This is a genomic window from Bordetella genomosp. 8, from assembly GCF_002119685.1.
In the GTDB taxonomy this organism is placed as follows: domain Bacteria; phylum Pseudomonadota; class Gammaproteobacteria; order Burkholderiales; family Burkholderiaceae_B; genus Bordetella_C.
In genome coordinates this window covers 4980501-4992353 of sequence record NZ_CP021108.1, presented here as the reverse complement: position 1 = coordinate 4992353, position 11853 = coordinate 4980501, and the positions used below count along the sequence as shown (strand labels likewise).

At 61.1% G+C, this 11853-nt stretch carries 10 protein-coding genes, 2 tRNA genes, 1 rRNA gene and 1 other RNA gene; 10 read left to right on the top strand and 4 right to left on the bottom strand.

Annotated features, from left to right (window positions below):
• Positions 1 to 107: 107 nt before the first annotated feature.
• Positions 108 to 1613, bottom strand: coding sequence for a tripartite tricarboxylate transporter permease (locus CAL12_RS22570; protein ID WP_086066661.1), 1506 nt, complete (start codon positions 1611 to 1613; stop codon positions 108 to 110).
• A 12-nt stretch (positions 1614 to 1625) separates the two neighbouring features.
• Positions 1626 to 2090: a tripartite tricarboxylate transporter TctB family protein gene (locus CAL12_RS22565; RefSeq protein WP_086066660.1), complete on the bottom strand. Its 465-nt coding sequence runs from the start codon at positions 2088 to 2090 to the stop codon at positions 1626 to 1628.
• Positions 2091 to 2567: 477 nt separating this feature from the next.
• On the opposite strand from CAL12_RS22565, the gene CAL12_RS22560 reads away from it, so the two are divergent.
• The 4 genes from CAL12_RS22560 to CAL12_RS22545 all read left to right on the top strand — a co-directional run bounded on the left by CAL12_RS22560 (position 2568) and on the right by CAL12_RS22545 (position 4628).
• Positions 2568 to 3014 carry a hypothetical protein gene (locus CAL12_RS22560; RefSeq protein WP_086066659.1) on the top strand — a complete coding sequence of 149 codons (447 nt, stop codon included), beginning with the start codon at positions 2568 to 2570 and terminating at the stop codon, positions 3012 to 3014.
• A 3-nt stretch (positions 3015 to 3017) separates the two neighbouring features.
• Positions 3018 to 3329 (top strand): cell division protein ZapA, encoded by a 312-nt coding sequence (locus CAL12_RS22555; protein WP_086066658.1) that lies wholly within the window; start codon positions 3018 to 3020, stop codon positions 3327 to 3329.
• 79 nt (positions 3330 to 3408) lie between these two features.
• A non-coding RNA gene (gene ssrS / locus CAL12_RS22550) (6S RNA) lies at positions 3409 to 3596 on the top strand.
• Positions 3597 to 3944: 348 nt separating this feature from the next.
• A complete protein-coding gene (locus tag CAL12_RS22545; RefSeq protein WP_086068052.1) occupies positions 3945 to 4628 on the top strand; it encodes an SIMPL domain-containing protein in 684 nt (227 codons plus the stop codon).
• On the opposite strand, the gene lgt is transcribed toward CAL12_RS22545, so the two are convergent.
• Entirely contained in the window at positions 4603 to 5394 is a 792-nt protein-coding gene (gene lgt / locus CAL12_RS22540; RefSeq protein ID WP_086066657.1) for a prolipoprotein diacylglyceryl transferase, read from the bottom strand. The genes CAL12_RS22545 and lgt overlap by 26 nt on opposite strands.
• A gap of 127 nt (positions 5395 to 5521) precedes the next feature.
• Between lgt and ilvD the strand changes: the two genes are divergently transcribed.
• Together ilvD and CAL12_RS22530 are read left to right on the top strand one after the other, a co-directional pair.
• Positions 5522 to 7207, top strand: a complete 1686-nt coding sequence (gene ilvD / locus CAL12_RS22535; protein WP_086066656.1) for a dihydroxy-acid dehydratase — start codon at positions 5522 to 5524, stop codon at positions 7205 to 7207.
• Positions 7191 to 7550, top strand: coding sequence for a c-type cytochrome (locus tag CAL12_RS22530; RefSeq protein WP_086066655.1), 360 nt, complete (start codon positions 7191 to 7193; stop codon positions 7548 to 7550). Before ilvD ends, CAL12_RS22530 begins: the two co-directional genes overlap by 17 nt.
• A 9-nt stretch (positions 7551 to 7559) precedes the next feature.
• On the opposite strand, the gene hppD is transcribed toward CAL12_RS22530, so the two are convergent.
• Positions 7560 to 8687 carry a 4-hydroxyphenylpyruvate dioxygenase gene (hppD, locus tag CAL12_RS22525; protein WP_086066654.1) on the bottom strand — a complete coding sequence of 376 codons (1128 nt, stop codon included), beginning with the start codon at positions 8685 to 8687 and terminating at the stop codon, positions 7560 to 7562.
• A 145-nt stretch (positions 8688 to 8832) separates the two neighbouring features.
• Here hppD and CAL12_RS22520 point away from each other — a divergent pair, with 145 nt between their 5' ends.
• The 4 genes from CAL12_RS22520 (at position 8833) to CAL12_RS22505 (ending at position 11569) form a co-directional block, all read left to right on the top strand.
• Positions 8833 to 9309, top strand: a complete 477-nt coding sequence (locus CAL12_RS22520; protein WP_086066653.1) for an Lrp/AsnC family transcriptional regulator — start codon at positions 8833 to 8835, stop codon at positions 9307 to 9309.
• Positions 9310 to 9789: 480 nt separating this feature from the next.
• Positions 9790 to 11320: ribosomal RNA gene (locus CAL12_RS22515) — 16S ribosomal RNA — on the top strand.
• An 85-nt stretch (positions 11321 to 11405) separates the two neighbouring features.
• A tRNA-Ile gene (locus CAL12_RS22510) sits at positions 11406 to 11482 on the top strand.
• Positions 11483 to 11493: 11 nt separating this feature from the next.
• Positions 11494 to 11569 (top strand) — tRNA-Ala (locus tag CAL12_RS22505).
• Positions 11570 to 11853 lie beyond the last annotated feature (284 nt).

Genomic DNA, 11853 nt, shown 5'->3' with positions numbered 1-11853 from the left:
GATTGTGTGCACTGCACCATATTATTCCGTCCATAAAAAAAGCGCCCCGCGGGGCGCTTTTCCAAGGTTGAGGACAACGCGGGATCGCCCTCGGCACAAGCACGCGATCAGCCTTCTTCGACGAAGGTCTCTTCGCGCTTTTTACGGATCGACGGCAGCGCCACGATCACCACCAGCGCGATCGCCGCGGCCAGCAGCGAAGCCGACAGGGGCCGCGTCACGAAGGTCGTGAAGTCGCCACGCGACAGGAGCAGGGCGCGACGGAAGTTTTCTTCCATCATGGGTCCCAGCACCAGGCCCAGCAGCAGCGGGGCGCCTTCGCACTTCAGCTTCGACCACACATAGCCCACCAGGCCGAATGCCGCCGTCATGAAGATATCGAAGGTGTTGTAGTTCAGCGAGTACACGCCGATCGTGCAGAACACCAGGATGGCCGGGAACAGCACGCGGTAGGGCACCTTCAGCAGCTTGACCCACAGGCCGATCAGCGGCAGGTTCAAGATCACCAGCATCAGGTTGCCGATCCACATCGACGCGATCAGGCCCCAGAACAGTTCCGGGTGGCTGCTCATGACCTGCGGTCCGGGCTGGATGTTGTGGATGGTCATCGCGCCGACCATCAGCGCCATCACGGCGTTGCCCGGGATACCCAGCGTCAGCAAGGGAATGAAGGAGGTCTGCGCCGCGGCGTTGTTGGCCGATTCCGGACCCGCCAGGCCGGCCGGGTGGCCCTTGCCGAAGCGTTGCGGATTGCGCGAGATCTTCTTTTCCAGCGTGTAGGACGCGAACGAGGACAGCACCGCGCCGCCGCCGGGCAGGATGCCCAGGGCCGAACCCAGGGCCGTGCCGCGGATAACCGCGGGGTAGGCTTCCTTGAACTCGGTCTTGTTCGGGTACAGGCTGCCGATCTTGTCGGTGATGTCGACGCGGTTTTCCTTCTGCTCCAGGTTGGTCATGATTTCGGCGAAGCCGAACACGCCCATGGCGACGATTGCGAAGTCGATGCCGTCCTGCAGTTCCGGGATGCCGAAGTCATAGCGCGCCACGCCGGAGTTCACGTCCGTACCCACCATGCCCAGCAGCAGGCCCAGCAGGATCATGGCGATCGCCTTGGGCAGCGAACCGGACGCCAGCACCACGGCGCCGACCAGGCCCAGCACCATCAGGGAGAAATACTCCGCGGGACCGAACTTGAAGGCGACCTCGGCCAGCGGGGGCGCGAAGGCGGCCAGCAGCACGGTGGCCACGCAGCCGGCGAAGAAGGAACCCAGCGCGGCGATCGCCAGCGCGGCTCCCGCGCGGCCGTTGCGCGCCATCTGGTGGCCATCCAGGACGGTCACCACCGCGGATGTCTCACCTGGCAGCGCCACGAGGATGGCGGTGGTCGACCCGCCGTACTGGGCGCCATAGTAAATACCGGCCAGCATGATCAGTCCGGCCACCGGCGGCAGCACGTACGTGATCGGCAGCAACATTGCGATCGTCGGGACGGGGCCGATGCCCGGCAGCACGCCGATCAGCGTGCCCAGCAGGCAGCCCAGCAGGGCGTAGGCCAGGTTCTCGGGCGAGATCGCCACCGAGAAGCCCAGCATCAGGTTGTTCAACAATTCCATGGCCGGTGCTCCTTAGTTCGCGCCAATGAAGGACGGCCAAAGCGGGAAGATCAAACCGAGGCCCTTGATGAATGCCAGCCAGACGAACACCACCAGGAAGATGCCGTTCGCGACGGCGACTTTCCAGTTGAATTCATGGCTGGCAAGGCTGCTTACCACCACCAGCAGGAAGACGGAGATGTAGACGCCCAGGAAGCGCAGGACGACGCCGTAGAGCACCACGGAGCCCAGCACCAGGAAGGCGATCCGCCATTCGAACTTGTCGACATGTGTCTCGGTGGCTTTCTTCGAAAGCGAGCCGATCAGGACGATGGCGCCCAATAGCGCCAGGACCACGCCCAGCCAAAAGGGGAAGTACCCCGGTCCCATGCGAGCAGCGGTACCCATCTGGTAGCTGGTCGCTTGCGTGGCGAACCCCAGTCCCAGGACAATGAACATTATCCCGGACCAGAAGTCCTGTCTGTTACGTAGCTGCATGATTGTCTGCTCCTAATACAGCATGTGATAGAAAAACCGTTCAGCCGGCCGTTTGCTTAATTTCAGGTTTGAGTGTGCTTGATGAAAGTAAACTCACAGGTCTGCGAATGGCGCCATGGTAATGGACGGCTTTCAGGGATGAAACCCTGTAATTTGGCTGAATGCCTATGGTTTTCCCTAGAATTGAACCCGCCAGGTACCTGAGTCGTAACAAAGGGGTGGTCGTGGCAGGCGAATGAAAGCTTTTTGAAAGTTTTTAGAAAGAGAAGGGAAAGCCGGTCCCAGGCGCGCGTGGTGGGATGACCACACGACCCGGCGCGACGGCGATCGGCGGTGGCGTCCGCCCCGGTTCCATCGGTCGAGGCGTCCAGGCGTTGAACTCGACCCGCGGTGATGGAGTTCTGGCGAAATATTGCCAGGTATCACATGGTGCATATGACCATGTAGCGGGGCAGTGAATGGTTTACGATAGCGCCCATGCTGCAAGACCTCGATCAACTCGCTGCCCGCATCGGGCAACTGGTGCAACGCACCCGTCAGCTTCATAGCGAACGGGATGCGTTGCGATCCCGCCTGAGCCAGGCAGAACAGGATTCCCGCAAGCTGCGAGAACATTGCGAAGACGCCGAAGCCCGCTTGCAGGCGTTGCAGGCGCGCCTGCAAACGCATGACAGCGAACTCGCCGCCAAGCTCGCGCAGTCCGAGGAAAACGAAGCCCGCCTGCGGGCCGAACTCGAAAAGCATGCGGAACAACGCCAGGCGCTGGAAAATCAGCTGACCGCGCAGGAAACCGCGTGGCAGAACCGCCTGAGCGCGCGTGAAACCGACCTGCAGCGTTTGCGCGTGGCCGCGGTGGCCGCGCGCGAGCGTATCGATGCCGTCCTGGCGCGTCTGCCGGGCGCCCCGGTCGAGGAGCATCAATAAAGTATGGAACGCGTAGACGTAAACATCCTGGGCCGCGAATATTCGATGGCCTGCTCGGCCGAAGAAAAGCCCACCTTGCTGGCCGCAGTGCGGCATGTGGATCAGCTCATGCAGCGCATACAGGGCACCGGCAAGGTGACCAGCAACGAACGCATCGCGGTGATGGCCGCGTTGCAGGTTGCCGGGGAATTGCTTTCCATGAAAGCGCCCGATGGTCCGCTCGGCGGCTTGGCGGTCGGCGACTTCAAGCGTAGAATTGAGGACATGAATTCGATGTTGGATGACGCCCTCTCGGGGCAGGAAAAGCTGCTGTAGTCTGCGGCCTTTCCAGGCAACCGCGCCGCACCCATCGTTGTCCTTCGTAGTGCTTTTTGTTCTTCCACGGTTTTTCGGTTTGTCCCTGCCGTGTTCGTGACTGGACCATACATTCTCTGAACCTATGTCTTATGGCATACAGGTTGCGTGAATGTAGGGGCTGGTGTGATCGTCTCACTGTCAGACGAACCCGACGCCCTTCTGATCGCGACCACCTTGAACCTCACGGTTCGAGATGCCGGTCCTGACGGCACAGGCGGGGCATCTATCTCGCGGGGCCTGCTTGCATGCAGGTTCCGCGCGGCCCCCAGGCCCGCGCGTATACCGCCGCGGCCCTCCTCCCGAGCCCTGATACCGGCAGCAGCTTCGTTGCCAGGGCTTTCATTCGCTCAACCATGGTACCCGGCGTATCGCCTAGAATTTCCGGCGATGCCGCGCGATGCCTGTCGGCGTCGCCGCGATCTCGCGCCGAATCCCCGGTGCGATCGTCATAGAAAGAGGCCTACACACATGCTTGATCGCTCGCCGCCATTTCGTCTCGGTCATTTCCGCGCGTCCACCGCGCTGGCCCTGGTCCTTGCCTGCGGTGCCGGCATCGCCTTGCCGTCCGCGACGATGGCGCAAGCCGCGCCATCCGTCGATGCAAGCGCCCATGCGACGCACGGCGACGACAGGCAGGACGCCGGTCCCTTGCTGACGCTGCAGGCCGCGGCCACCGAGGAAGTTCGCCAGGACACGGTGCAGATCACCGTCAGCGCACAGGTCGAAGCGCCTGACCAGGCCGGGGTCGGAAAGAAGCTGAACGCCCTGCTGGACGACTTGATGAAGACCGCCAAGAGCAACGCCGACGTCAGCGCGCGCACCGGCAGCTACCGCGTCTGGCCGAATAGCAATACCAAGGGCAAGATCGTCGGCTGGCAGGGCGAAGGCTCCATCGTCCTCGAATCGACCAATTTCGACGCGGCATCGGCGTTGGCGACCAGGATGGGCGACAAGAGCGCGATCTCCAATATCGGCTTCACCCTGTCGCGCAAGGCGCGCGAGGCCGTGGAGCGCAAGCTGTTGAACCAGGCGGCCCAGGCCTTCCGCGAGCGTGCGCTGGCGGCGGCGTCGGCATTCGGATTCAGCGGCTATCGCCTCAAGAAAATCGATCTGGGCGGCGTCGGCGCGGTCGCGCCGCGCGCCTATATGGCCATGGCCAAGGGCGCCCCGGCTCCCGCGCCGGCCGCTGACGTTCCTCTGCAGGCCGACATGGTCACCGTCAGCGTGGATATCAACGGGACGATCGTTTTGCAGTAAGCACGAACAGCAGCACGCCGATGACCACCATGGGGACCGACAGCCACTGGCCCATGCTGAGCCCCCCGGCCAGCAGGCCCAGGAAGTTGTCCGGTTCCCGGGTGAACTCCACCAGGAAGCGGAAGGTGCCGTAGCCGATCAGGAACAGGGCGCTAACCTGGCCGGTGGGGCGCGGCTTGCGGGCGAACCACCACATCACGATGAACAGCGTGATGCCTTCCAGCCCCAGTTCATACAGCTGCGAGGGATGGCGCGGGATGCCATCGCCGCTTTGCGGGAACACCATGGCCCAGGGCACGTCGGTGGGCCGGCCCCACAGTTCGCCGTTGATGAAGTTGCCCAGTCTTCCCATGGCCAGGCCGAGGGGGATCAGCGGGGCAATGAAGTCGCTGACCGTGAAAAAGGACACGCCTCGCTTGCGCGCGAAATACAGCATGACCAGGATCACGCCCAGCAATCCCCCATGGAAGGACATGCCGCCTTCCCATAAGTAGAAGATTTCCAGCGGATGCGAGAAGTAGTGCGACGGCTTGTAGAACAGCACATAGCCCAGCCGTCCGCCCGCCACCACGCCGACCACGCTATAGAAGATCAGGTCTTCCAGGTCGCGCGCCGTGAATCCGCCGGCGACCTTGCCATGCGCGATGCGCCAACGCCCCAGCAGGTAGACCAATCCGAAGCCCACCAGGTACATCAGTCCATACCAATGTACGGCCAGCGGCCCGATGCGGATTGCGATGGGATCGAATTGAGGATAGCGCAGCATGGGTTGGATGTATAAAACAGGGTGGCCCGATCATAACCGGCCTTGGTGCTTCCGCCAGGCGGATGCCGCATCGGCTTCCGCCTGGATCGTCCCGATACCGGCCCGCACGCCGGCCAGGAGTCAGAACATGGCAGCTAACGAACGTTCCCGGCATATTACGCAAGGTGTGGCACGCGCGCCGAATCGCGCCATGTACTACGCCCTGGGCTATCGCGAAACCGATTTCGACAAGCCCATGATCGGCGTGGCCAACGGCCATTCCACGATTACGCCATGCAATAGCGGCCTGCAGAGGCTGGCCGATGCGGCGGTGGATGCTGTGCGGGCGGCGGGTGCGAACCCGCAGACCTTCGGCACGCCGACGATCTCCGACGGCATGTCCATGGGTACCGAAGGCATGAAGTACTCGCTGGTATCGCGCGAGGTCATCGCCGATTGCATCGAGACGGCCGTCCAGGGCCAGTGGATGGACGGCGTGGTCGTCATCGGCGGCTGCGACAAGAACATGCCGGGCGGCATGATCGCCATGGCCCGCATGAACGTGCCGGCCATCTACGTGTACGGCGGCACCATCAAGCCGGGCCATTACAAAGGGAAGGATCTGACCATCGTCTCGGTATTCGAGGCAGTCGGCGAATACACCATGGGCCGCATGGACGAAACGGACTTCAAGCAGATCGAGAAATGCTCGGTGCCGGGGTCGGGCTCCTGTGGCGGCATGTATACGGCCAACACCATGAGCGCGTCGTTCGAAGCGATGGGCTTGAGCTTGCCGTATTCCAGCACCATGGCCAACGAGGACGCCGAAAAAACGGCTTCGGCGGCCGAGTCCGCTCGCGTGCTCGTGGAAGCGGTAAGGCGCCAGATACGGCCGCGCGACCTCATCACGCGCCGCTCCATTGAAAACGCGGTGGCCGTCATCATGGCCACCGGCGGATCCACCAATGCGGTGCTGCATTTTCTCGCCATCGCCCACGCGGCGGAAGTCGACTGGACCATCGACGATTTCGAGCGCATGCGCCGCCGCATTCCGGTCATCTGCGACCTGAAGCCTTCCGGCCGCTACGTGGCCACCGATTTGCATCGTGCCGGCGGCATTCCCCAGGTGATGAAGCTGCTGCTCAACGCGGGCCTGCTTCATGGCGACTGCCCCACGATCACCGGCAAGACCATCGCCGAAACGCTGCGGGACGTGTCTGACGCGCCACCGGCCGGGCAGGACGTGATCCGGCCCATTGACCAGGCGCTCTATGCGCAGGGGCATCTGGCGATCCTCAAGGGCAATCTGGCGCCGGAAGGCTGCGTGGCGAAGATCACGGGCCTGAAGAACCCCGTGATGACCGGCCGCGCGCGCGTCTTCGATTCCGAGGATGCCGCCATGGACGCCATCATGGCGCGCGCGATCGTCGATGGGGATGTGGTGGTCATACGCTACGAAGGCCCCAAGGGCGGACCCGGCATGCGCGAGATGCTGTCGCCGACCTCCGCCCTGGTCGGCCAGGGGCTGGGCGAAACCGTGGGCTTGATTACCGACGGAAGGTTTTCCGGCGGCACCTGGGGCATGGTGGTCGGCCACGTGGCGCCCGAAGCCTTCGTGGGCGGCCCCATCGCGCTCATCCGGGAAGGCGATTCGGTTACCATCGATGCCCACCGACTACTGCTGCAATTGAATATCAGCGACGAGGAAATGGCCGATCGCCGCAAAGCCTGGACGCCGCCCAAGCCACGCTATACGCGCGGCGTGCTGGCCAAGTTCGGCAAGCTGGCCGGCACTGCCAGTCGCGGAGCCGTCACCGATGCATTTGAAGATTGAAGGAATACGCCGTCGCGTGGCCGTGGCCGTGGCCGCGCTGGGCTTGCTCCTGGCGCAGGGCGCCATGGCCCAGACCGTCGGAGAGTCCCTGGTTAAAAGCAGGATATGCCTGGGCTGCCACCAGGTGGACACGCCCCGCGTCGGGCCGCCGTTCCGGGCGGTGGCGCAGCGCTACGCCGGGCAACCCGACGCCGAGGCATACCTGGCCAATTCCATACGCAGCGGCGGCCGCTATCGCTGGGGCAAGCTGTCGATGGCGGCCCAACCGCAGGTCAGTCCGGAAGAAGCGCACGAGATCGCCAAATGGATCCTCACGCTCGCGCCGGAACAGAAAAAGCCCTGACCTGACGGCTCAGTCCTTGCCGGCGGTCTCCACCGGCTTCAGCACCCCGCGCCGCATCTGGTCCAGCTCGATGGACTCGAACAGCGCCTTGAAGTTGCCTTCGCCAAAGCCTTCATTGCCCTTGCGTTGAATGATCTCGAAGAAGATCGGGCCCACCTGGTTTTCGGTGAAGATCTGCAGCAGCAGCCCGCCACCCGGGGCGCCATCCAGCAGGATGCGGTTCTTTGCCAGGCGCGCGGTCTGCTCGCCGTGATCCGGAATGCGCCGGTCGAGCAGCTCGTAGTAAGTATCCGGCGTGTCCAGGAAGGTAACGCCGCGAGCGCGCAGCGCTTCCACCGTCGCATAGATGTCGTCGGTACCCATGGCGATATGCTGTATGCCTTCGCCGCGATAGAGATCCAGATATTCCTGGATCTGGCCTTTCTGTTCCGTGCCTTCCTCGTTGATGGGAATCCGGATATTGCCGCACGGCGAGGTCATCGCCTTCGACTTCACACCGGTGACCTGGCCTTCGATATCGAAATACCGCACCTCGCGGAAGTTGAACAGGCGTTCGTAGAATTCCGCCCATTCCGCCATGCGTCCCTTGTGCACGTTGTGGGTCAGGTGATCGACCATCGTCAGCCCCGCGCCGGCATACGTCAGATCGCTTTCCGCCGTCCGAGGGTCGATGGGCTCGAAGTCGACGTCGTAGATGCTGATGTCGCCGATCCCGCCATGTCCGTCCTTGCCGCGCCAACGATCCACCAGATAGATCAGCGAGTCGCCGATGCCCTTGATCGCGGGTATGTTCAATTCCATGGGGCCGCTGTGGGAGTCGAAGCCCCAGGCGCCCAGCTCCAGCGCGCGACGGTAGGCCGCGGCCGCGTCCTGGACCCGGAACGCAATGGCACAGATGGATGGCCCATGCAGGCGGGCGAAGCGCTGGGCAAACGAATCCGGCTCGGCATTCACCAGGAAGTTGACGCCGCCCTGGCGATACAGGATCACGTCCTTATGGCGATGCCGCGCGATGGCCTTGAAGCCCAGTTGCTCGAACACCCGGCGCAGGGCCGCGGGATCGGGGGCCGCGTACTCGACGAATTCGAAACCGGCGGTACCCATCGGGTTGTCCCAGGGGCGGAAAGGTTCAGTCATATTAGGCATCCTGTTATGAGGTTGTCCGGGTGAGCAAAGTCCGAAAAATTGTAGGCAACTTGCCCAAGCATCTGATTGCGAAAATGGCCCATAATCCATGGAAAACGGCATTAAAATGCTCACTATCAAGTTTTAGGGGCATAAAATGTCAACAGAAGCGTTGGATCGGACCGATCGCAAAATCCTGGCCGAGCTGCAGCGGGATGGGCGGCTGACGAACCAGGAACTGGCGGACCGGGTCTCGCTGTCTCCCAGTCCCTGCCTGCGCCGGGTCCGGCGCCTGGAAGAGGAGGGCTATATCGGCCGCTATGTGGCGCTGGTGGACGCCGAGAAAGTCGGATTCGGCCTGCTCGCCTACATCACGATCCGCCTCAATAAGCACAGCGGCTCCAGCCACGCGCCCATGTCGGACTTCGCGCGCGACGTCCAGGCTTGGCCCGAGGTCGTGGCCTGCTACGCGATGACGGGCGACATGGACTATCTACTGCGCATCCAGGTGCGCGACCTGGCCCACTTTTCCCGCTTCGCCATGGATACGCTGATGCAGCACCCTGCCGTCATCGATATGCGCTCCAGCTTCGCGCTGCAGACGCTCAAGGAGACGACCGAGCTGGCGCTGTAAGGCCCGCGCGTGCGTGCTATCATTTCGGGTTCCGGTTGCGTGATTGGACCGGACTTGATGGTGAGGCCCGGGGAAGGCAGCCGGGGCGGGGTGAGGAAATATTTTCGAAAAACCCGCCGCTCGATTTGACAGCCCCAAAAAAACGCTTCATAATCTCGTTTCTCTGCTGCTGACACGGCAACGACGCAAAGCAAACAGCCAAGCGGCGGTGTCAGCAAGAAAGCGGAGCTGCTCTTTAAAAACCAAACAACCGATAAGTGTGGGCGCTTGATGGATGTAGGCGCACCTGAGCCGGTCTGGCGTGCGGACGTAACAGTTCGAGCGTAGGGCGGGCCAGGGCCGAAGAAATCAAGTGCTCACAGAAGTAAGTGTCAGGAATCAGATGGTCGCAAGATCGTCTGGGTTCTATCACTTCCTTTGAGAGCGCTAAGCGAAAGACAGTCCGGGTCGATGGACCTTGGGTTGTACGAAACAGAGATTGAACTGAAGAGTTTGATCCTGGCTCAGATTGAACGCTGGCGGGATGCCTTACACATGCAAGTCGAACGGCAGCACGGACTTCGGTCTGGTGGCGAGTGGCGAACGGGTGAGTAATGTATCGGAACGTGCCCAGTAGCGGGGGATAACTACGCGAAAGCGTAGCTAATACCGCATACGCCCTGAGGGGGAAAGCGGGGGATCGTAAGACCTCGCACTATTGGAGCGGCCGATATCGGATTAGCTAGTTGGTGGGGTAACGGCTCACCAAGGCGACGATCCGTAGCTGGTTTGAGAGGACGACCAGCCACACTGGGACTGAGACACGGCCCAGACTCCTACGGGAGGCAGCAGTGGGGAATTTTGGACAATGGGGGCAACCCTGATCCAGCCATCCCGCGTGTGCGATGAAGGCCTTCGGGTTGTAAAGCACTTTTGGCAGGAAAGAAACGGCGCCGGCTAATACCTGGCGTAACTGACGGTACCTGCAGAATAAGCACCGGCTAACTACGTGCCAGCAGCCGCGGTAATACGTAGGGTGCAAGCGTTAATCGGAATTACTGGGCGTAAAGCGTGCGCAGGCGGTTCGGAAAGAAAGATGTGAAATCCCAGGGCTTAACCTTGGAACTGCATTTTTAACTACCGGGCTAGAGTGTGTCAGAGGGGGGTGGAATTCCACGTGTAGCAGTGAAATGCGTAGATATGTGGAGGAACACCGATGGCGAAGGCAGCCCCCTGGGATAACACTGACGCTCATGCACGAAAGCGTGGGGAGCAAACAGGATTAGATACCCTGGTAGTCCACGCCCTAAACGATGTCAACTAGCTGTTGGGGCCTTCGGGCCTTGGTAGCGCAGCTAACGCGTGAAGTTGACCGCCTGGGGAGTACGGTCGCAAGATTAAAACTCAAAGGAATTGACGGGGACCCGCACAAGCGGTGGATGATGTGGATTAATTCGATGCAACGCGAAAAACCTTACCTACCCTTGACATGTCTGGAATCCCGAAGAGATTTGGGAGTGCTCGCAAGAGAACCGGAACACAGGTGCTGCATGGCTGTCGTCAGCTCGTGTCGTGAGATGTTGGGTTAAGTCCCGCAACGAGCGCAACCCTTGTCATTAGTTGCTACGAAAGGGCACTCTAATGAGACTGCCGGTGACAAACCGGAGGAAGGTGGGGATGACGTCAAGTCCTCATGGCCCTTATGGGTAGGGCTTCACACGTCATACAATGGTCGGGACAGAGGGTCGCCAACCCGCGAGGGGGAGCCAATCCCAGAAACCCGATCGTAGTCCGGATCGCAGTCTGCAACTCGACTGCGTGAAGTCGGAATCGCTAGTAATCGCGGATCAGCATGTCGCGGTGAATACGTTCCCGGGTCTTGTACACACCGCCCGTCACACCATGGGAGTGGGTTTTACCAGAAGTAGTTAGCCTAACCGCAAGGAGGGCGATTACCACGGTAGGATTCATGACTGGGGTGAAGTCGTAACAAGGTAGCCGTATCGGAAGGTGCGGCTGGATCACCTCCTTTCAGAGCAAGCGTTTGCGTTTGTTAAGCGGCCACACTTATCGGTTGTTGATGTAAGACTGGATCGAAAGCGGATCCGATGCGAATTGGGTCTGTAGCTCAGTCGGTTAGAGCACCGTCTTGATAAGGCGGGGGTCGTTGGTTCGAATCCAACCAGACCCACCAAGGTTTTATCTGGGGGTGTAGCTCAGCTGGGAGAGCGCCTGCTTTGCAAGCAGGATGTCATCGGTTCGATCCCGTTCACCTCCACCAATTGCCTTTTAATCAGGCGGGTGCAGCGTCGAAGGGTCCGCGAGAAAAAAGAGTTCAACGATCAGTGTTTGATCTGTTCAGGAAAGAGCAGATCGAATCTTGATCGTTGGGTTTTTAACTCGACAGTTTTACTCGTTCTTTAACAATCTGGAAGAAGCACAACGAGAAGTATTGGCGGTGTGTTCATCCCCTTTGATAGCGATATCGATGGGAAATGAGCGCGTCGTTGAATACGGGTTGTGATTGCATTAGTAGTTCAAACTCAAGTGAATTTGAACGGCACA